The sequence below is a fragment of the Desulforamulus putei DSM 12395 genome, from assembly GCF_900129195.1.
In the GTDB taxonomy this organism is placed as follows: Bacteria; Bacillota; Desulfotomaculia; order Desulfotomaculales; family Desulfotomaculaceae; genus Desulfotomaculum; species Desulfotomaculum putei.
In genome coordinates this window covers 17,047-36,626 of record NZ_FQUY01000022.1, presented here as the reverse complement: position 1 = coordinate 36,626, position 19,580 = coordinate 17,047, and the positions used below count along the sequence as shown (strand labels likewise).

The following is a 19,580-nucleotide window of genomic DNA, read 5'->3' as shown; positions in this document are numbered from 1 at the left end:
GCGCAGCTTCATTTTATATATACGACGAAAACCAAATAAGGAATCCTCCATTAGCAAATTAGCGGTGGCATTTTAGAAATAAGATGCTGCCGCTTTTTTATTGCCAATTTTAATGCCTACATTTAAAAGATTGGAGGAAAAACAATGTTAAAAGTATTGGTTTCAAACGTCAGGGATAAGGCACATGGCGAGTGGCTGTCCCTGCCGTTTAACACCGGAGAAAAGCTCGCTGTCTTTGAAAAGCTCACTCCCCATGGTGAATTTGGCACAACAGTTGCCATCTGCATCACTGATGTCCAATCTTCTATCCCAGACCTCAAGCGGTACATCCATGAGCATGACTCCCTCGAACAGCTTGACATCCTGGGGTCAAAACTTGAGAAAATGTCCGACAGGGATGCAGCAATCTTCTCTGCTGCACTGGAAATGGAGGTGGTGAAGGGGCTGGAGGATGTCCTGAGACTTGCGGACAGCTTGGGAAACTATGAATTGTTTCCCGACATCACCACTGCAAAGGAGCTGGGCGTCTATCTCGTGGAGAGCGGCAAGGTTGAAATACCTAAAAGTGCATGGCCCTATCTGGATTATGAACGGGTGGCTGTTGAGTATGAAGCAAACAATGCCGGTGCTTATACCAGTCTCGGCTATGTGGTGAAAACCAGCGATAGTCTTGAACAGACCATTGCCAATGAAAAGCAGACCCTTAAATTTTTTAGTCCCTTATTTGTAAAAATTTATCCGTCTTATGAGTATGGAGAGTGCGGTGCGGACGATATGCTCGAAGAACTCTCACCGGCAGAAGCACTGTATTACATGGATGAAATCCTGGAGGCCATAGAAAAAGAAAAACTTCCCGATGAGGGACAGCGAGGCTTAATGGTTTACTTCGATAGGGACAAGGCGCTGGCCGAAAAGGTTTACAGCGCCCATCCAACCGTTGAGGAATACAACGGCGAGCTGTGGGGTGTTATGGTGGTTGAGGTTTATGGTGAGCTGACCGAATCTGAAATGTCCATACTCACAGATTATTTCACCGGACAGTATTCCGACGGCTGGGGTGAAGGATTTGAACAGCGAGGTATCAAGATTCATGGCGGCGAGCTCTACGTCAGCTTTTGGGATAGCAAGGATTTCTTTATCAAGCCGGAACAGGAGCTGAAGCAAGGAGCTGAACAAAACTTTAACGGACAGACGATGGGAGGAATGTAACATGCCAAATCATATTACAAACATACTCACCGCACATGGTGATAAGAAAAAAGTCAGAGCAATGTTTGAAACCATCAAAAATGATGAGATTGGAATCGGCAGCATTGACTTCAATAAAATTACACCGATGCCGGAACACATCTACAGGGGCAATCTTGGCAGGGAGGAAATAGAAAAGTACGGCGCTGAAAACTGCTGGTACGACTGGAGCTTGAAAAATTGGGGAACCAAGTGGAACTGCTATGGCTTTGACGAACATACCGCAGAGTATTTTGATGGCAGCGCGGTAAAATTTTTAACCGCATGGAGCAGCGTTAGCGATCTAATGAAAAAGCTGTCCTCTATGTTTCCCGATATCCGTTTTGACTACAAATGGGCGGACGAGGACTTTGGCTATAACACCGGCAAGGCAGAGTTTAAAGGCGGCAAAACCCTGATTTACTTTACACCAGAGGGTGGCTCTGCCGAGGCGCTTGAGCTGGCGGCAAGTATTCTTGATATAGACCTTGCCGAAGCAGGATATCTCTACAATGAAAGCACCGGTGAATACGAATATATGGAAGATGAGCCGGATGAAACTCCTCAGATGGGTGGTGTGTAGCAATGCATGCCGCTATTTTTTTATGAAAGGCATATAAGCATGAGGCGCTATCTGAAAAGGCAGCGTCTTTTTTGTTGCCGGAAAGGAGCTGAACTATGAACACAGACACAAAAACACAGGAGAAAAAAACCGGCAGCGATCCTGCGCCACCGAGAAAAATTCACAACGTACCCTTGCCAAAAGACACCGAGCGCTGCAAAGGCTGTCCCTATCCTGGTGTCGGCTTTATCTGCTGGAGTACAGACGGGAGCTGTATGCGGACCGATATGGACAGGATCAGCAGGCCAAGGAGGTGATGACTGATTGAACAGCATTATCAGCTGGGTCGGCGGCAAAAAGGCCCTGCGCGAACTTATTTATCAGCGGATGCCTAAGGAGTACGGGCGGTACATCGAAGTCTTCGGCGGAGGCGGTTGGGTGTTGTTCGGAAAGCCACCCGACACCGGCATGGAGGTTTACAACGACTTCAACTCCGACCTTGCCAACTTGTTCCGCTGCGTCAAGGAGCGTCCTCTTGCCCTGCTCAAGGAGTTGAATTTCCTGCCCCTAAACGGCAGGGACGAATTCAATGTTCTCAAAAAATATCTTGAAAAGGAGGAATTCACCAGCGAATACCTGCGGGAGGAACTGGAACTGGCGGAGAACTGCCTATCCCCGCCACAGTTTGAGGAAATCAAAGCGATTCTCATTGAAAACGCGACTATGTCGGACGTAAAGCGCGCCGCCGCCTTCTTTAAGCTGATCCGCTACAGCTACGGCAGCGGCTGCACCTCATATAGCTGCCAGCCCTTTGATATCCGGAAAACCTTTCACCTTATATGGTCGGGAAGCCGCAGGCTTAAGGATACGGTCATCGAGAATAAAGACTTTGAGGCGTTGATCCTTCAATACGACAGGGACAACGCCTTTTTTTATTGCGACCCGCCGTACTACCAGACCGAGGGGCATTACGAGGTGGAATTTAAAAAGGAGGATCATGTGCGACTGCGGGATACGCTGAAACAATGTAAGGGCAAATGGCTGGTGTCATATAACGACTGCGAATATATCCGAGAGCTATATAAGGGCTACTACATCGAAGCCGTCACCCGCATTAATAACCTCGCACAGCGATATGAGGGAGGCTGCGAATACCCGGAGGTGCTCATTTCCAACTACGACACCGCGGAGCGGCTGCGGGATGCCCCAATGCAAATAGGGCTGTTTGATCTGGCAAACGGCTTTTACAACACGGAATAGCGACTTAGAAAGACCATGCGAAATTTAAATGCTCCATTCATGGACAATAAGGAGGAACCCGAATATGAAAATGATTGAAATCCAAAGTGCCGTGGACAGACACGGGCAGCTTACCATTCCTGCGTCTCTCCTGCGCAACATGGGGCTTGCGCCCGGAGACACGGTGAAGCTTGCATACATTAGCAACGCTCCCGATTCTATCCGCAATACCTTCAAGGAATTTGTCATCACCCCTGATGGCATTACCGCCCTCGCAGAAGATGAGGAAAGCGAACTCACCCTGCCCCATGACCTGCTGGAGGCGGCTGGGATTCCCGTGGACAGCGACCTGGAAATTGTCTGTGCAAAGGGTGCTGTTGTCATCATGGAGGCAGATCTGCTGGACAGCCTTCCTGATGAACTGCGCCAGCTGTTTGATGACCTGGGCATCAATCCCGAAACCGTTCGGGCAGTTATGAGAAACGGAGGTGTTTATGATGAGTAACAGCAAGCCTGTCTACAAGGTAATGGACGAAAAAGGCCGCATCCTGATCCCTAAGCAGCTTCGCGCCGCCACCGGGATGAATCACGGCGACATTATAAAGCTTACCGTGCAAAAGGGAGTCGTTGCTGCCAAAAAGGTTGACATCATTGAAGTGGGGGATCAGTCCCCGCAAGCGGTGGAGGCTTATGTGTTTTCTGCCGTAAAGACGATGGAAAAGCAAACCCTCCTCTCCCTGGCGGCGCAGCTTATTGCCCTCATCGAAGAAATTACCAGGGAGTAAAGATTATTCAAGTATGGAACGGAGCCATGGTCTAAAGCGATGACCCTGGCTCTTTGAATATCCAAAAGAAAGGATTGAGAACCTTTGAAACAGAAAAGCAAAAAAATTTGGCTCATGGTCCTTGTTCTGTCCTTTCTGCTTTGCGGCAGCGTCTTTGCTGGAACGCTGATTTTTCCCGACATCGCAGGACATTGGGCGGAACAGACCATCATCAGACTCGTGGAAAAGGGTGTGATTAAGGGCTACCCTGACGGAACGATCAGGCCGGACGACACCATTACAAGAGGCGAGTTCGCCGCCCTGCTGGCCAGGAATCTGGAGCTTGATACAACAGAGGCAGAGAAAGAGCCGCCCACCTTTGACGATATTGACGGTCACTGGTCGGAGAAAAACATCGAGGCCCTCGTAGACATATGTCTCCTTGATCCGGCAGATTATGACGGCAGCCTGAAGCCCGATGAACCGATTACCCGCATTGAAATCATCAGGATGTTAGTGCGTGCAATCGGCAAAGGCGAGGCTGCAAAGCAGTTCAGTGGAAATACCGGTTTTAAGGACGATGAGGCAATCAACAATTCCGATAAGGGATATGTCAGTATTGCCAAGGAGGACGATCTAATCAGCGGCTATCCTGACGGAAACATTCGTCCGGACGGTGGAACCACCAGAGGCGAAGCCTTTGAACTGATTGATAATCTGAACGAAGCAAAGGACAAACCGGATCAGGAGAAACCACCCGCCGATAACACGGGCAACAACGAAGGCGGCAATTCGAGCGGCAGTTCGGGTGGTGGTTCAGGCGGCGGCTCTGCCAGCCACCCCAAGGCACAGGTGGCTTTTGAGCTTCCCGCTGCGGCGCATACCGATACGAGTATTACCATAACGCCTGAGCTGAAATACGCCAAGACACTTACATGGTCGCTTGCCAAAGAAACCGCAACTGGTGAGCTGCAACCCATTGACCTTGGAAAAGCGGTAGACGGCTCCCTGGGCAAAGAGGGCGGCACAATTGTATTTAAAGAAAGCGGCAGCTACACCTTGACCGCCACCGCTGTAAACTACGGCGGCAGAGAAACCTCCTGCTCAAAAAGCATCACGGTCTATCCGGTGATAAACGCAGGCTTTGAGCTGCCGGAGTACACCCATACGGACAGGACAGTCACCATTAAAGCAACCGCTTCCGGGCTTGGAAGCCTTGACATTGTATGGTCGGTAGTTAAAGACGGCGAGGCTGTTGCATGGGATACAGTTATTGACGGCAGGCTCTCCAATGATGGCGGTACGATTGCCTTCAAGGAAAAGGGCAGCTATGACATCGCCGCCACTATCACCGATGCCACAGGCAGAATCTTCGCTCACAGCGAGGCTGTCGCCGTTTACCCAGTGGCGGGCGTGGCGTTTGAGCTTCCCGAAACAGCGCACACCGACACGACCATCGATCTTGTCACTACCCTGACGGAAATGGACGGGCTGACTGCCGATTGGAGACTGACCCACAATGGCGAAGCAGTTTCCATCCGTGAATATGTGGAGGGTGAACTGTCAAACAGCGGCGGCACAATCCGTTTCAAGGAAAAAGGTGTGTACGCCTTGACCGCCAGGGTTACCGACAAAACAGGCAGAGTCTTTGAAACCACGGCAACAACCACGGTTTACCCTGTTGGATCAGCTGGTTTCTATCTGCCGGAAATCACCCATACGGATACCTTTATTGCCGTTGAAGCCACCTTTCAAAATATTGACACGGCTACGGCAGTGTGGACCCTGACTAAGGACGGAAAGCCGGTTGCACTCAGTGATGCGATCCAAGGCGAACTGACCAATGATGGCGGTTCCATCCGCTTCATTTCCAAAGGTGAATATGTACTGAAAGCATCCTTTACGGATGGAGCAGGCAGAACCTACAGCTACACCTCGGCGGTGACGGTCTATCCCGTCCCAAGTTTTTCATTCAGCCTGCCTGCCACGGCGCATACCGATACCGCCATCCCTGTCATAACAACCGCAGAGGAAATGGATGGTTTAACCGTTGAGTGGATGGTAGACAATACCTATGGTTTTCAGGATTGGTCGACTTATGTAGATGGCAAGCTGAATAACAACGGCGGCACCATTCGCTTTAAACACGCCGGAGTTTACGAGTTGGTGGCGAGGGTGGCCGATGCCACAGGCCGGGTGTTCCTCTTTGAGTATGGAAATAAGACTGAGGTGCATCCTGTGCTTGACATCCGGTTCGAGTTGCCGGAGGCAACCTACACGGACAGAACCATCGACCTTAGAACAACAGGAAACATCGGCGTTCTACCCATTGAATGGGTCGTCACCAAAGACGGCAAAGCGGTAAAGCTGGCGGAATATGTGGAAGGTGAGCTCAACGCCCAGGGAGGAAAAATCCGTTTTACTGAGGAAGGCGAATATGTGCTGACTGCCTCCATGACCGATGCCCTCGGCAGAACTTTTTCATACAGCAGTGCCGTCAGCGTGCACCCGATTCCGGAAATACAGCTTACGCTGCCGCATGTTTCCTATGTGGGTGAACCTGTCTCCGTCGCTATCGGCGGAAACCATCTTGACAACCTTAATACCGCTTGGAGTATTTCAGCAAATGGCGGTGATGTCGCACCCTATACCGACTATGCCAGCGGCAGTCTTTCCGATGAGGGCGGTACCATCACCTTTGTGGAAAAAGGGAGCTATACGCTGACTGTTACCATGACAGACGCTCTTGGCAGAACTTTTTCTGACAGCAGCGCCATTACCATATATCCGATACCGGAAATGCTGATTACCCTGCCGCCACTTTCTTACGGTGGGGAAGCCATTCCTGTCGCAGTCAGCGGAAGAGATCTTGCTGGTCTTAATATCACTTGGAGCATTTCGGTAAACGGCGGCGCTGCCGTGCCCTATACCGATTATGCCAGCGGCACATTGTCAAACAGCGGCGGCGAGATAAGCATCAGTACGGACAAGACCATTGCCGTAAAAATCATTGCGGCCGCAACGGATAAGAACAACCGCAGCTTTACTTTTACGTCTGATACAGTTGCTGTAAAGCCAATAGCACAGTGTTCCTTTACGCTCCCATCATCCGTTCATGCAGGTACGGCCTTTCAGGTGTCCATGCGAAATGTCTCTGGCTTGGAGGGCAAGAGCATTGTATGGTCGCTTTCCAAGGATGGCAATGCCGCAAGCTTTACAGGGAGCCTCACAAACAGTGGCGGCAGCATTGTCATAAATACTACAGGAACCTATACCTTGACTGCCAGCGTCACCGATGATGCAGGCAGGGTGTTCACCCATTCTGAGAGCATAGCAGTCACCAATGCCGCACCCAATGCGCCGACCGCCAGTGCAACGGTGACAAGGACCGTTAAGGATCATAAATTCCTTGTGAACTTTACAGTTTCCGCCAGCGATCCCGATGGAGATGCAGTCACCTATGAATACAGCGGTATAAGCGCGGACGGCTACTATGCTGCCGGCTCCCACACCGTAAAGGTCAGAGCAAAGGATGCTTACGGTGCGTATTCCGATTGGACGGATATCAACTTTACCGTTGCCAATTCAGCGCCAAGTACCCCGATTATCACCAGAACGCCAAACGGCAACAGTGTTCCGCCCAATACGCCCGTTAAAATCACCGCATCCTCCACCGATCCGGACGGAGATGCCATCACCTATATATGGGAGGGCAGAAATGCCGAAACCCAAGTCTACCCGTTAGGCAAGAACACTGTCCGTGTGAAAGCCGTGGATGCTGCAGGCGCGGAATCCCCGTGGGCTGCCATCGTATTCTTTGTGGCAGATAGCACAAATGGCGGCGGCATGACGCTGACCGGCCCCGAATCAGTCATTCTTGAGCAAGGCATAGAAGGTGCCACCATCACTGAATATACCTTTACGGTGCCGCCTGTCTCCGGTCACTCCGGCAGCGACTTCGGACGTGTGCGGGGCTATAACGTGTTGACCGGTGCGTGGGATCAACTGGACTATCGAACAACGACAAACGGCATCACCTTCAGCAGAAAGCTGGCCCCAGGGGTGTACAGCCAATTGGAGTTTTACTACTACACCAATCACAACTGCATGTACAACAAGTCAAATATCACTTATTCGGTAACCTATTACTTCGAATAGCCTGAATGGTACACCAACCAAAGGAGGGATCAGAATGAACGGCATCAGCATCAAAAAAGACCGCATCCTCTTTTACGGCAATACCGCAGGGTATGTGGATGGCGGCAAGGCGGTGGTCGATCCTATATTTCATTGTGAGGAATTAAAGGATTATCTTACAGTGAAGAAAGGGCTTACCGTGCAATGGACAGACGGCGTGTACGACCGGCTGGCAAACAGCAAGCCTGATATGGACGGCAACGCGCCGATTCTGAAAGCCTGCCGCATCCACCAGCTCAAGCCGGAAGTGGATGTCATGATGAAATTCATCGGCTATGATGAGCTGCTGGAGCGGTTTGGCGAGCCGAATCCGGAAAACTACCGCGTGGTGTATGACGGACAGCTGGAAACCAACGATCTTGATGCCATTTATGAGAAATTCAACTTAAACCACCCACCCGATTACCAAGGGCACTCCCTGTCCATGTCGGACATTATTGAGCTTTATGACGACAACGGCAGCACCTTTTACTATGTAGACCGCTTTGGCTTCAAGGAGATTGATTTTCAAGCACCGGCACTGAAACAGTCAAGTACACAAGACATGAGCCTATAACTCCAATAACAGCCAAGTGGCTGTTTTTTTGCCGCTAAAATTAATACCAGGAGGAAAAAGGAATATGAAGAAAACGGAAAACACTCAAACCCCTGCTCCAGAAAGTACGGCTCACTCTCTCCCTATGAAAGTAGACGTGAAGATCGGCTCCATTCGTCCGGAGGGCAGCGTGAAAGCCATCGCATCGGTCAATCTGAACGACTGCTTCGCTATCCGCAATGTCAAGGTGGTGGACAGCAGCAAGGGTTTGTTCGTGGCCATGCCTAGCTATAAGGCGGGAAACGGTGAGTATAAGGACATCTGTTTTCCGGTAACCGCAGCCTTCAGGCAGCAGCTAAACGATGCGGTCATTAATGCCTATCACCAGGCGCTGAGCATGAACCAGAGTCAAGCATCCACCCAGGACGATCTTCCTTTTGATCCCCCGGAGCAGGCCGCCGGAGTAAAGATGGGATAAGTATAAAAGGAGATAGTGATTTTTATGGACATAGAAAAAATCATAAAATCTCAGGCCAATACAGGGCTGCCGGAAAACTATTCGATATGTGATGGGTTTTTATTTAAAGGGGATACGCCTGTGTCCCTTGTAACTTCGGGTATTGTTGAGTCTGCAGTTAAGGGAATTCTTCATGTAGATGAAACAGAAGAATACAAAACCAAATAAAATTTCACCAGGGAGTATCCAAACACCGGAATAAACCGCCGGTGTTTTTTTACTGCCTGTGCCGGAGGTGGTAGTTACGGAAGAATTAGAGCTTGACCTGATTAGGGTTATCTGCGATCCCAATCCTCTTTTTAAGTATCAACTAATTTACAGGGATGGAAATGCTACAGGCATGGTGGGGGTATACAGCTTTGATGAAGAATGGTACTACCTGTACAAACAGGATACTGAAAGGTATAAGGTAAAAAGGCGCAAGGATCTCGAAGGAATTGAGCCAGCTTTTACCTATAAACAGCAACGAAAAAGGCAAATAGATCAACAGGATAAACAAAGATCCCTTAATAAAAGTGAGTCGCCCGATTTTGAAGCACCAAAGCAGACTGACTGCATGGGAATGGTCAGCATGTAAGCAGTGATGTGTTGAAGATGTGTGTAGCTAGAAAATCATTAAAAATTAAATTTATGGAGGTAAATCGCGATGAAAAAACTTGCAACTAAGCTAAAAGATCAAATCACCGGAAAGCTTTTGATAGCAAAAACTTTGATGCGGTCACAGTGCGGTGAAAATTTTGTGGATACGGCAATCAAAATTTTAATGGCTGTGGTCATCGGCGGACTCGTGCTGGCCGGACTCTATGCCCTGTTTGGCGAAACGGTATTGCCGACCTTAAAGGAGCGCATCCAGGAGATGTTCAATTATGCAGGCTAATCTGCTGCTCTTTATGCAGGGCGGCATTTTTATTGCCCTGCTTTTGGCGGCATCTGTCATCGATATCAAAAAGAGGATTATCCCCGACACTATCTGCCTGTTTATTGCTTTCACCGGACTGATCTGCTTCGAGCCGGTGAAGCTGTTCGGCGTACTGGCAGCCATGCCGATCCTGCTTGCCGCGCTTGTTTGGGGCGGCCTGGGGGGCGGAGACATCAAGCTGATGGCGGCATCGGGTATTGTCCTCGGTTTCACAGGAAGCATTGCGGCCATGGTCATTGGACTTACTGCCATGCTTCTTTTTTATGTTTTCCATGCCATAGTCCAAAGACTGCGCGGGAGGGAATGCCCAAAAGCATACCCTCTTGCACCCTTTTTATCTATCGGCTGTATCGCCATATATTTCATGAATACAGGAGGAATCACCCTATGAGCTTTCTAAAAAACAGAACCGTACTCGGTGTCATCTGCATTGTGCTATCTCTTTTGATTTGCTTTGTGGTAGCGCCGCTTTTTAACTCCAGTATCTCCCAAAAAACGGACATTGTCCGTGTCATCAAGGATATCAAAGCCGGAGATCAGATCACCAGGGAGATGCTGAAAACTGTGGAGGTCGGCAGCTACAACCTTTCTAAAAATGTAGTCAAAGATGTGGATACGGCTATCGGAAAATATGCTGCGGCTGACATGGCTGCAGGCGACTACATCTTAAGCTCCAAGCTAACCGATGTGCTTGCGGCAGAAAATGCCTATCTTTACCACCTCAATGGCGAAAAGCAGGCCATCTCCGTGACGCTCAAAAGCTTTGCCACCGGTCTGTCCGGCAAGCTGGCTACTGGCGACATCGTATCAGTCATCGCTCCAGACTACAAAAAGCGAGGCACGACCGTCATTCCTGCGGAGCTTAAGTATGTGGAGGTCATTGCCGTCACCGCCAACACCGGCTATGATACTGACACCGGCGGACAGCGGGGGAATGAGGATGAAAAGCAGCTCCCAAGCACCGTCACCCTTCTGGCATCGCCGGAGCAATCGAAAATCCTTGCCGAGCTGGAGGCGGACGGCAAGCTGCACCTGTCCCTCGTGTACCGGGGCAGCAAGGAGAATGCCGCCAAGTTTATTGAGGCACAGGACAAGGTAATCGAGGAATTGTATCCCTCCGCCAAGGTGCAAACAGGAGAAGAAAAAACAGAGTCAACCGGGGCAGAGAATACCGGAAATATAAAACCCGACACGCCAAAGGAGGGAGAATAAATGCTTAATTTTATCAAAGGCAGCATTTTCTCCCGAAACACCGGTGTTGAGGCGCAGGCTGCGGAATCTGAAAAGGATGTTCAGGTGCTGGCCGTATGGGGCAGCCCCTCCTCCGGCAAGACCACCGTCAGTGTCAAGCTGGCCAAGCATCTGGCAGACAAAAAGCGCAATGTAGTGCTGCTTTTATGTGACATGACCGCGCCCATGCTGCCCTGCATCTGTCCGCCCTCTGACCTTGAATGGGAACGGTCGCTGGGCAGTATTCTGGCTGCAACCCATGTGACGGATACCCTGATCAAACAGAACTGCATCACCCATAAGAAAATCAGCTATTTAACCCTAATCGGCATGCTCAAGGGAGAGAATGTGTTCACCTACCCGCCCTATAACGCGGAGCTTGCAACAGAATTGCTCGATCATCTGCGGGATGTTGCGCCATACGTTATTATCGACTGCAGCAGCTATATCGCCAACGACATCCTCTCCGCTGTTGCCCTCATGGAAGCGGACTCGGTACTGCGTCTGGTCAATTGCGATCTCAAATCAATCAGCTATCTTTCATCCCAGCTCCCGCTCTTGAAAGACAACAAATGGGATGCGGATAAGCAGTACAAGGTGGCAAGCAATGTAAAGACCAATCAAGCCAGCGAACATATTGAACAGGTATTGGGCAATGTGGTGTTCAAGATACCCCACTCCGATGAACTGGAGAATCAAGCTCTTGCCGGGGATTTGTTCCGGGACCTGGTGCTCAAGGACAGCCGCGGCTTCCGCAAGGAGATTGAAAAAATTTCAAAGGAGGTCTTTGGCATATGAAAAGCAAAAAACGTAAGCAAAGAACCCTTGAAAAGTTCCAGGTAAGAAGTGCAGAAGTGCTTGCGGTAGAATCGCCGCAAACTATCCGGCCTATGAATGCAGCCCATAACCACAACCTGTTTTTTGCGCCAAATAACAACTCCAAGGATTTTGGCACTGTTTTGCGCGAAGTGCAGGAGTATATCTCCAGCAAGTATTCCACCCTCATTCTCAATGGGGGAAAAGATGAGGTTAAAACACAGGTCAAGCGGTACATCAGCAAGTACTTGATGGATTGCCGCATCGCCGTAAAGGGGATGACCGACCAGCAGCTCGTTGATGCCCTCTATACCGAAATGGCCGAGTTCTCATTTCTCACTAAATACATCTTCGGCGCAGGGATTGAGGAAATTGACATCAACGCCTGGAATGACATTGAGGTCCAGTACAGCAATGGCACTACAGTCAAGCTTGACGAACACTTTGACTCTCCCGAACACGCCATCAACGTAATCCGCCGTATGCTCCATGTGTCAGGCATGGTGCTGGACAATGCCAGTCCCGCTATCTTGGGACATTTGAGCAAAAATATCCGCATCGCCGTGCTGAAAACACCCCTCGTGGACGAGGATGTAGGTGTGGCGGCCTCCATCCGTATTGTGAATCCGCAGAACATGGAGAAAGCTGACTTTGTAAAGGGCGGCACAGCAACCGACGAGATGCTGGACTTCCTGGCGGAATGCCTTCGGTACGGCATTTCGGTGTGTGTGGCTGGCGCGACCAGCTCCGGCAAGACTACGGTGGCCGGCTGGTTGCTGACCACCATTCCGGACAACAAGCGTATCTTTACGATTGAAAACGGCTCCCGTGAGCTGGCACTGGTGCGAAAAAAGGACGGCAAGGTGGTCAACAGCGTTATCCATACCTTGACACGCTCCAGTGATAACGAGAAGCAGAACATTGATCAGGATATGCTCCTGGATATGGCGCTGCGCTTCAATCCGGAGGTTATCTGCGTGGGCGAGATGCGCTCTGCAGAAGCATACACCGCCCAGGAATCCGCCCGTACCGGCCACACGGTGCTGACCACCATCCACTCCAATTCCTGTGAAGCCACATGGCGCAGGATGGCCACGCTGTGCAAACGGAAATACGATATTGCGGACGATACCCTCATGTCCCTTGTGACCGAGGCGTTTCCGATTGTTGTGTTCACCAAGCAGCTGGAGAATAAGCAGCGCAAGATCATGGAAATCATGGAGTGTGAAATCCTGCCTGATGGCACACGCAACTTCCGCACCTTATACCGGTTCCACATCACGGAGAGCCGCATGGAAGGCGACCGTTTCATCATTAGCGGCAGCCATCGGAAGGAGAATACCATCTCCAAGAGCCTGCAAAAGCGCTTCCTGGAAAACGGCATGCCGCAGGAGACACTGAAGAAAATTACGAAAGGGCAGGATGATCTGGCACAGAACCTTTCTGCTGCACCCATTTTGCGTACCGAGATATTGCACAACAGCAGCTCATCCTCCAGCGAATTAAATGAGAAAAAAGAGGAAGTGATTGAAAAATGACTTTTATTCAGCTCATCGCCTGCATCGGCATGATTGCCGGTGCTTTTATCTTGCTTGGAATCTCGCCCATAGCGTTCACGGACGGCCTGTTCAGCTTTTTGATTAAAAGACCCAAAAGCATCAAGGATGAAATCAACGAGGCCACCAAGCGCAAGCGCCCTTCCTTCCTCCGCAGGGAGATTATAGAAGCGCAGGAAATTCTCGCGCTGACCGGACGAAGCAGCCGCTTCTCCCTGATCTGTGCTTGTTCGCTCTTGTTGTTCGCTATAGGCGTAAGTATTGCCATTCTGCTGCAGAATGTGTTCCTCGTCCCTGTCCTTGCGCTGGGCCTGATGTTCCTGCCGTTTTGGTATATCAAGCTGACTGTCACCCACTACAAAAAGAATATTGCTGCAGAGTTGGAAACCGCGCTGTCCATCATCACCACGGCCTACCTGCGAAACGAGGACATTGTGACCGCCGTGGAGGAAAATATGCAATACTTAAACCCGCCGGTGCGCAATGTATTTGCCGGGTTTCTGACACAGGTGAGGCTCATCAACCCCGATGTGGATGCGGCACTGAAAACTATGAAGACCAAGATTGACAACGAAGTGTTCCGCGAGTGGTGTGATGCCATTGCCGCCTGCCAGTATGACCGGAGCCTCAAGACAACGCTGACCCCCATTGTCAGCAAGCTCTCGGATATGCGAATTGTCAACGCGGAGTTGGAATATCTCGTGTTCGAGCCTCGCAAGGAATTCATTATCATGGCGCTCCTTGTCATGGGCAATATCCCCTTGATGTATTTCCTCAATAAGTCGTGGTATGACACGTTAATGCACACTTTTGTGGGGCAGCTTGTCCTTGCCATGTGTGCGGCGGCAATTTTTATTTCCACCGCCTTTGTCATTAAGCTGACTAAGCCCATTGAGTACAGGAGGTAGCATACATGTTGATACTATTATTTTTATTTGCAGTCCTGCTTGCGGCAGGGCTGTTTTTTATTCTCGCGGATGTGCTCAAGCTGCCGACCATGGGAGCAGCCAAGGCCATGCTCAGTGCCGGTAAGCAGGACAAAAAGGCTGCCAAAACCGTGGATGCGTATTTCATGTCCGGCGCTGTCAGGCTGTCAAGATTTATTCGCCTGGATGAGTACCGCAAAAGCCGCATGTCCAACGTCCTCAAAGCGGCGGGTATCAGTATGACACCGGAGGTTTACCTTGCGTATGCCTTCGTCAAAGCAGGAGCGATCCTCCTTGGCGTGATACCCTGCCTGTTCTTGTTCCCGCTGCTTTCCCTGGTGATGGTGCTGCTCGCCGTGCTGGTCTATTTCAAGGAAACCAGAAAAGCGGATGAGCAGCTGAAGGTCAAACGAGAGCAGATCGAAAGCGAGCTGCCAAGGTTCGTGGCGACCATCGAACAGTCGCTGAAAAGCAGCCGCGATGTGCTGTCCATTCTGGAGAATTTTAAGAAAAATGCAGGCGCTGCTTTTGCAAGTGAACTGGACATCGTGACTGCAGACATGCGCTCATCAAGTTACGAGGCAGCACTCACGCGGTTCGAGGCAAGGCTCAATTCACCGCAACTCTCTGATGTAGTGCGCGGACTCATTGGTGTTCTGCGCGGCGATGACGGCGCGATTTATTTTCAGATGCTCGCCCATGATTTTAAGGTGCTGGAGCTGCAAAGACTCAAGGGTGAGGCGCAGAAGATACCGCCCAAAATCCGGATTTTCTCCTTCATTATGCTGATATGCTTCCTGTTTACCTATCTCGCCATCATTGGCTATGAGATCATTAAGTCCCTCGGCGGGATGTTTTAGAAAAGGAGGCTTTAGAAAATGGATGATTTGAATATAAAGTTTCAAGAAAAAATTAAGGATAATTACAAGAAATACCTTGATGATCTGATGAGCAAGGAGAAAGAAGAATTAATAAATTTGTCTGAGGAAATCAGCGCAGTACGTCAGATTTATAAAGCCTTAAAATCCGGTGTTCCCATGGAAAATCACCAATTGGAATACCTGCTGAAATTTAAACAACCACTGATGGTTCTCCATGACCAGTGCCTGATTATGGAGAATGACCTGTCTTATGCCTTAGAGACTCTGATTAATGACATCTGTGACAAGAAGGATATCGAACAGGACTATCCGATGGAGGATGATCTAATGGAGCCTAAGCACGAGGGGGTGCGAATGTGCTGAAAATCCTGAAAACCAAGGGCGGGGAGGGCTACATCGATGTGGCGATACTGGTACTTTGCGCCATGCTTGTCATTGCTCTTGCCGTCAAGGTATTTCCGGTCTACATCGCCAAGAGCCAACTTGACACCTTTGCCTCAGAACTTTGCAGAGAAGCGGAGATTGCAGGCAGGGTCGGCAGCGAAACCAGCATGCGGGCGCAGGTGTTGCGGGAAAAAACAGGACTTGATCCCGCCATTTCCTGGTCAAAGACCGGCAAAATCCAGCTCAATGAAGAGTTCACGGTGACCGTTTCCATGCAGACCGACATCGGACTCTTTGGCGGTTTCGGCTCCTTTCCCATTACTCTGACCGCACAGGCGACAGGCAAAAGCGAGGTGTATTGGAAAAAATGACAAAATTATATGGTATACTAAAGGAAAAAAAAGGATCGTCATTCCCATTGGTTGTTGCCATAACTCTCGCGCTTGTCATCATCCTGTGCGGAATATCCGAATACATGAGGCTCATGATCATCGCCTCTGGTGTTCGGGATGCGGTGCAGTCTGCCATCATTTCGACAGTTAACGACAACTATGATGATGTTTACCACGGCGTTCGGGAGGGCTATGCAGGAGGGTATAAGCCAAGCGGTTCCTCATGGGAGGGCAGCATTGACTACGGCGATATTTATGAGTATCTTGACAATACCCTTGGCTTGCAAAAAAACGGCGGCTATCATGTGAAATACGCAGGCGAAGCGGTGGAATTCAAGCTCTCCGGTTTATCCGTCGATATTACTAATGTGCCCCTTGCACCCTCCGACTCCGATAGTGCGCAGGGCCTTCTCGCCGATGCGGTGATCCGGCTGGAGGTTCCGGTGTCCTTTGGCGGCAAATCCCTGCCGCCGATGCGGATGAACCTTAAGGTGCAGGCGAAATATATGCCTCTATTTTAACTGTTTCAGAGTTGTAATAGACTTTTGAAAACTCTTGTGGTAGGGTGGCTTGTAAGGAACTGTAAAAAATAGACAAGGAGGTAATCTCTTATGAAGAATATAACTGACAAGACAAAGAAATGGCTGACCATCGCCGGACTTGGCATTGTGTGCGTGGCGCTGGTTATTGCAATATCCTCTCAATTTAAGACGCAAACACCGGTGGATGATGTGATAGCTTCGCCGACTGCAGTTACAGATAATGAGAACAATCCAGCCATCGACACCGGTGATAAGGCAGAAGAAAAAGAAGTGGTCATCCAGGCCAACGAACCGGTTGCAGCGCCGACCGATGACACAGCGGCTAAGACCGATCAGCCGGTACAGAACCTGCAGCCGGAAGTGACCAAACCGGCAGCGCCGACAGAGAGCCAAAAGACCGACAAAACCCAAAAGCCCAACGGAGAAAAGGTTGACAATGTGAAAGCGGTAGACCATGACAGTGTAAAAAAACCAAATACCACGCAGACCGGTGAGCCGCAGGGCGGTGAGAAAAAAGACGGCAAGGTTTATCTTCCCGGCTTCGGATGGGTAACTGAAACAGGAGGTTCGGGTACAACAGTAGACGGTGATGGTGATATCAATAAACAAGTTGGAAAAATGGATTAGCCCATCAAATTAGAATAAAGTACTCCAAGAAGCGCAGCAGAAATGTTGTGCTTCTTGCTGTTTAAGGAGGTCTTTATGAAACGAAACCTTAGTATTTTTTTTATGTTGGCCTTGCTGGTGACCTTCCTGTCTCCTCTCGCCGCCTATGCCGAGGGCGAAGGGAACATTGACCATGGAGGCGGCGGGATGGGCAGCGGTACCAGCGAAAACTATTGGAATCCTGGCGATGAGGGTGTGCGGGTTACGGTTGTGAGGGCAAGAGATCGTGCGGTGGTCACCACACCCATTGATTTTACCAACAAAAATCCCGATAACATCCAGGCACACTTTGGAAAAGTCAGCAAAATATCTTATACAAAAGGTGTTTCTCTGACACCTAATCCACAAACATACACCTATGTCAATCCGGCACAAGCGATTCCAAGAATTATCAGTTCTGGCAGCGGTAATGCAAACATTGAAGCCATAAAGAGATATTTCTGTTCGGAATATACACTGATGCGGATTGCCGATGTTACCGGCTTCAATTACGACACCCTCATCAGCGGTGACTACAAAATACTGTTAGAGCCAGTTGCGTATATGACCTTTCAAGGCGTAAGGATTGCTGTGACTGCAACAGAAGCTGCCCTTTATGACGAGCAGCTCGGCGGCGGTTTAAGAAGCAAAATGGCTTCTCTTTCACACCAAAATCTACCCCTTGCCATGTTTCTGGAAACGCCTGATCTTGGCTATCCTGCGTGGTCGGGAAGCACCACATCAAAAGCTTCCAATGCGGATATAAAGTCCTCCCTTGGCCTTGGCATTGTACGGTTCAGCGAGGCAGAGCCTCCCCAAGTGAGCAGCTACGATTACACTTATCGTGTTAATACCGAGGTCATCACCTCGGTCACGGTCAGCGGAGGCCAGGCTGATCCCGACAATCCTGTATCGGTACGCTTTACCATCGGCGGCAAAACCTACACGGTAAACAACGTATATTATCCGGATGGCGACAGCCAGCTTGTGTGGGTGCGCTGGACGACACCTTCCACACCGCAGACCATGACAATAACTGTGTCCGTAACCGGCAGAGGCAGGGCAAGCCAAGGAACCATCACCGCCAATATTGTGGATCTGTCGGGCAATGATCCGCCAAACCCCGTTGCGGATGATCGCAATGATTCCTACTCTAAACCGAGCGTTCCGAGCAACCCACAGGTAACATCCACCTCATGGGGCGTGTGGCGTCCTTGGTGGCAGGAGTATTGGGTGTGGCACTCCACCGGCGAAGATTCAGGCTATTGGTGCGATCACGGCTGGTGGGAGTTTGATTATGACTCCTACAGGGCAGATCTCTCAGCTTCCATGAGCATCATTCCCGATGCTAAAGCACCAACCGCATCGGGGAAAACCATGAAAAGCGGATATGGCATCAACCAAATCGTGTCTGCCAATGTCAGCACCAATCAGTCCTGGGCAGTGACCGGCGCACAGACTGCTGTGACCTATTTCCCAGAATTCCAGTACCAAAACTACTGGCGGTTGCTGGATAGAACCAGCAGCGGCTACAGTGCCAAATTCGAGTTTGCTAAGAACAGATATTCAACCTACAACCGGCGCACCCATTTCACCCCAATCTGGATGCCGGATGGAAGCTACACCCCGTATACGTACCTAATTGACTGCTGGACACCGCAGGGGATGCTCTCTATGAACCTAACAGACTCAGTGAACATAAGCGGAAGCTTATGGGATGACTGGCACATCGCGCCCGTAAAACCTTAAAAAAATCATCAGAAAAAGAATAGGATCGCAAGGCGTGAAAAGCCCTGCGGTCTTTTCTTTTTCAGCAATAATGGATGAAAGGTGGAAAAATTGATGAAAAAAAAGAAAAAGTTCTTGTACCTTTTTTGCGTCACCCTTGTCCTTATCAGCGTTTTCTGCATGACCGCCTATGCCGCTCCTACCGGCGATGTTGCGGGAGCCATAGAAAGCACATGGAAGGACGCATCCGCGCAGATTAAAACCGTGGTCAACAAGGTCGTTTTCCCTGCAATCGACCTGATTCTTGCTGTGTTTTTCTTCGCCAAACTGGGGATGGCGTACTTCGACTATAGAAAACACGGAATGTTTGAGTGGACGGCTCCTGCTATTCTCTTCGCCTGCTTGATATTTACCCTCACAGCGCCTCTTTATATTTGGCAGATTCTTGGCATGTAACAGCAGCAAAATTGTGCAGGGAGTCTGTGTAAGAGCAGGCTCTCAATCTTTTCCGAAAGGAGTG

Annotated in this window: 24 protein-coding genes; all 24 read left to right on the top strand. The window is 50.0% G+C overall.

Going from position 1 to position 19,580, the window contains the following annotated elements:
- Positions 1–144 precede the first annotated feature (144 nt).
- Positions 145–1,209 (top strand): antirestriction protein ArdA, encoded by a 1,065-nt coding sequence (locus BUB67_RS17325; protein WP_084127737.1) that lies wholly within the window; start codon positions 145–147, stop codon positions 1,207–1,209.
- 1 nt (position 1,210) lies between these two features.
- Positions 1,211–1,810 carry a DUF1281 family ferredoxin-like fold protein gene (locus tag BUB67_RS12700; protein WP_073239794.1) on the top strand — a complete coding sequence of 200 codons (600 nt, stop codon included), beginning with the start codon at positions 1,211–1,213 and terminating at the stop codon, positions 1,808–1,810.
- 95 nt (positions 1,811–1,905) lie between these two features.
- Positions 1,906–2,106, top strand: coding sequence for a hypothetical protein (locus BUB67_RS12695; protein WP_034420949.1), 201 nt, complete (start codon positions 1,906–1,908; stop codon positions 2,104–2,106).
- Positions 2,107–2,113: 7 nt separating this feature from the next.
- Positions 2,114–3,049 carry a DNA adenine methylase gene (locus BUB67_RS12690; protein ID WP_073239793.1) on the top strand — a complete coding sequence of 312 codons (936 nt, stop codon included), beginning with the start codon at positions 2,114–2,116 and terminating at the stop codon, positions 3,047–3,049.
- A 64-nt stretch (positions 3,050–3,113) separates the two neighbouring features.
- Positions 3,114–3,533, top strand: coding sequence for an AbrB/MazE/SpoVT family DNA-binding domain-containing protein (locus tag BUB67_RS12685; RefSeq protein WP_073239792.1), 420 nt, complete (start codon positions 3,114–3,116; stop codon positions 3,531–3,533).
- A complete protein-coding gene (locus BUB67_RS12680) occupies positions 3,526–3,813 on the top strand; it encodes an AbrB family transcriptional regulator (protein ID WP_073239791.1) in 288 nt (95 codons plus the stop codon). The genes BUB67_RS12685 and BUB67_RS12680 overlap by 8 nt, the downstream gene beginning before the upstream one ends.
- An 84-nt stretch (positions 3,814–3,897) precedes the next feature.
- A complete protein-coding gene (locus tag BUB67_RS12675) occupies positions 3,898–7,950 on the top strand; it encodes an S-layer homology domain-containing protein (protein WP_073239790.1) in 4,053 nt (1,350 codons plus the stop codon).
- Between the two features lie 34 nt (positions 7,951–7,984).
- Positions 7,985–8,545: a YodL domain-containing protein gene (locus BUB67_RS12670; protein ID WP_073239789.1), complete on the top strand. Its 561-nt coding sequence runs from the start codon at positions 7,985–7,987 to the stop codon at positions 8,543–8,545.
- A gap of 64 nt (positions 8,546–8,609) precedes the next feature.
- Positions 8,610–9,002 (top strand): SpoVG family protein, encoded by a 393-nt coding sequence (locus tag BUB67_RS12665; protein WP_073239788.1) that lies wholly within the window; start codon positions 8,610–8,612, stop codon positions 9,000–9,002.
- Between the two features lie 24 nt (positions 9,003–9,026).
- Positions 9,027–9,209, top strand: a complete 183-nt coding sequence (locus BUB67_RS12660) for a hypothetical protein (RefSeq protein ID WP_073239787.1) — start codon at positions 9,027–9,029, stop codon at positions 9,207–9,209.
- Positions 9,210–9,267: 58 nt separating this feature from the next.
- Positions 9,268–9,618: a hypothetical protein gene (locus BUB67_RS12655; protein WP_238457051.1), complete on the top strand. Its 351-nt coding sequence runs from the start codon at positions 9,268–9,270 to the stop codon at positions 9,616–9,618.
- A 69-nt stretch (positions 9,619–9,687) separates the two neighbouring features.
- Entirely contained in the window at positions 9,688–9,918 is a 231-nt protein-coding gene (locus tag BUB67_RS12650; protein ID WP_073239786.1) for a DUF6133 family protein, read from the top strand.
- Complete coding sequence (locus BUB67_RS12645) at positions 9,908–10,351, top strand: prepilin peptidase (protein WP_073239785.1); 444 nt, start codon at positions 9,908–9,910, stop codon at positions 10,349–10,351. The genes BUB67_RS12650 and BUB67_RS12645 overlap by 11 nt, the downstream gene beginning before the upstream one ends.
- Positions 10,348–11,172 carry a Flp pilus assembly protein CpaB gene (gene cpaB, locus BUB67_RS12640; protein WP_073239784.1) on the top strand — a complete coding sequence of 275 codons (825 nt, stop codon included), beginning with the start codon at positions 10,348–10,350 and terminating at the stop codon, positions 11,170–11,172. Before BUB67_RS12645 ends, cpaB begins: the two co-directional genes overlap by 4 nt.
- A complete protein-coding gene (locus BUB67_RS12635) occupies positions 11,173–11,988 on the top strand; it encodes an AAA family ATPase (protein ID WP_073239783.1) in 816 nt (271 codons plus the stop codon). It begins immediately after the preceding gene.
- Positions 11,989–12,080: 92 nt separating this feature from the next.
- Positions 12,081–13,544: a type II/IV secretion system ATPase subunit gene (locus BUB67_RS12630; protein WP_238457052.1), complete on the top strand. Its 1,464-nt coding sequence runs from the start codon at positions 12,081–12,083 to the stop codon at positions 13,542–13,544.
- Positions 13,541–14,470, top strand: coding sequence for a type II secretion system F family protein (locus BUB67_RS12625; protein ID WP_073239782.1), 930 nt, complete (start codon positions 13,541–13,543; stop codon positions 14,468–14,470). The genes BUB67_RS12630 and BUB67_RS12625 overlap by 4 nt, the downstream gene beginning before the upstream one ends.
- A 5-nt stretch (positions 14,471–14,475) precedes the next feature.
- On the top strand, positions 14,476–15,348 hold the full coding sequence (locus BUB67_RS12620; RefSeq protein WP_073239781.1) for a secretion protein F: 873 nt from the start codon (positions 14,476–14,478) through the stop codon (positions 15,346–15,348).
- Positions 15,349–15,366: 18 nt separating this feature from the next.
- A complete protein-coding gene (locus BUB67_RS12615) occupies positions 15,367–15,732 on the top strand; it encodes a hypothetical protein (RefSeq protein ID WP_073239780.1) in 366 nt (121 codons plus the stop codon).
- Entirely contained in the window at positions 15,726–16,124 is a 399-nt protein-coding gene (locus BUB67_RS12610) for a DUF4320 family protein (protein ID WP_073239779.1), read from the top strand. The genes BUB67_RS12615 and BUB67_RS12610 overlap by 7 nt, the downstream gene beginning before the upstream one ends.
- A complete protein-coding gene (locus tag BUB67_RS12605; RefSeq protein WP_073239778.1) occupies positions 16,121–16,666 on the top strand; it encodes a hypothetical protein in 546 nt (181 codons plus the stop codon). The genes BUB67_RS12610 and BUB67_RS12605 overlap by 4 nt, the downstream gene beginning before the upstream one ends.
- Positions 16,667–16,756: 90 nt before the next feature.
- Positions 16,757–17,314 carry a DUF6550 family protein gene (locus BUB67_RS12600; RefSeq protein ID WP_073239777.1) on the top strand — a complete coding sequence of 186 codons (558 nt, stop codon included), beginning with the start codon at positions 16,757–16,759 and terminating at the stop codon, positions 17,312–17,314.
- Between the two features lie 75 nt (positions 17,315–17,389).
- Positions 17,390–19,081 (top strand): DUF8193 domain-containing protein, encoded by a 1,692-nt coding sequence (locus BUB67_RS12595; RefSeq protein ID WP_073239776.1) that lies wholly within the window; start codon positions 17,390–17,392, stop codon positions 19,079–19,081.
- 93 nt (positions 19,082–19,174) lie between these two features.
- A complete protein-coding gene (locus BUB67_RS12590) occupies positions 19,175–19,516 on the top strand; it encodes a DUF3852 domain-containing protein (protein WP_034420969.1) in 342 nt (113 codons plus the stop codon).
- Positions 19,517–19,580: the final 64 nt, after the last annotated feature.

Bases quoted from the DNA above. Each gene is read 5' to 3' on its own strand.
- BUB67_RS12685 (WP_073239792.1), top strand. From the start codon at position 3,114: ATGAAAATGATTGAAATCCAAAGTGCCGTGGACAGACACGGGCAGCTT.
- BUB67_RS12695 (WP_034420949.1), top strand. From the start codon at position 1,906: ATGAACACAGACACAAAAACACAGGAGAAAAAAACCGGCAGCGATCCT.
- BUB67_RS12635 (WP_073239783.1), top strand. From the start codon at position 11,173: ATGCTTAATTTTATCAAAGGCAGCATTTTCTCCCGAAACACCGGTGTT.
- BUB67_RS12625 (WP_073239782.1), top strand. From the start codon at position 13,541: ATGACTTTTATTCAGCTCATCGCCTGCATCGGCATGATTGCCGGTGCT.
- BUB67_RS12670 (WP_073239789.1), top strand. From the start codon at position 7,985: ATGAACGGCATCAGCATCAAAAAAGACCGCATCCTCTTTTACGGCAAT.
- BUB67_RS12630 (WP_238457052.1), top strand. From the start codon at position 12,081: ATGAATGCAGCCCATAACCACAACCTGTTTTTTGCGCCAAATAACAAC.
- BUB67_RS12665 (WP_073239788.1), top strand. From the start codon at position 8,610: ATGAAGAAAACGGAAAACACTCAAACCCCTGCTCCAGAAAGTACGGCT.
- BUB67_RS12615 (WP_073239780.1), top strand. From the start codon at position 15,367: ATGGATGATTTGAATATAAAGTTTCAAGAAAAAATTAAGGATAATTAC.
- BUB67_RS12645 (WP_073239785.1), top strand. From the start codon at position 9,908: ATGCAGGCTAATCTGCTGCTCTTTATGCAGGGCGGCATTTTTATTGCC.
- BUB67_RS12600 (WP_073239777.1), top strand. From the start codon at position 16,757: ATGAAGAATATAACTGACAAGACAAAGAAATGGCTGACCATCGCCGGA.
- BUB67_RS12660 (WP_073239787.1), top strand. From the start codon at position 9,027: ATGGACATAGAAAAAATCATAAAATCTCAGGCCAATACAGGGCTGCCG.
- BUB67_RS12650 (WP_073239786.1), top strand. From the start codon at position 9,688: ATGAAAAAACTTGCAACTAAGCTAAAAGATCAAATCACCGGAAAGCTT.
- BUB67_RS12595 (WP_073239776.1), top strand. From the start codon at position 17,390: ATGAAACGAAACCTTAGTATTTTTTTTATGTTGGCCTTGCTGGTGACC.
- cpaB (WP_073239784.1), top strand. From the start codon at position 10,348: ATGAGCTTTCTAAAAAACAGAACCGTACTCGGTGTCATCTGCATTGTG.
- BUB67_RS17325 (WP_084127737.1), top strand. From the start codon at position 145: ATGTTAAAAGTATTGGTTTCAAACGTCAGGGATAAGGCACATGGCGAG.
- BUB67_RS12620 (WP_073239781.1), top strand. From the start codon at position 14,476: ATGTTGATACTATTATTTTTATTTGCAGTCCTGCTTGCGGCAGGGCTG.
- BUB67_RS12605 (WP_073239778.1), top strand. From the start codon at position 16,121: ATGACAAAATTATATGGTATACTAAAGGAAAAAAAAGGATCGTCATTC.
- BUB67_RS12590 (WP_034420969.1), top strand. From the start codon at position 19,175: ATGAAAAAAAAGAAAAAGTTCTTGTACCTTTTTTGCGTCACCCTTGTC.
- BUB67_RS12700 (WP_073239794.1), top strand. From the start codon at position 1,211: ATGCCAAATCATATTACAAACATACTCACCGCACATGGTGATAAGAAA.
- BUB67_RS12680 (WP_073239791.1), top strand. From the start codon at position 3,526: ATGAGTAACAGCAAGCCTGTCTACAAGGTAATGGACGAAAAAGGCCGC.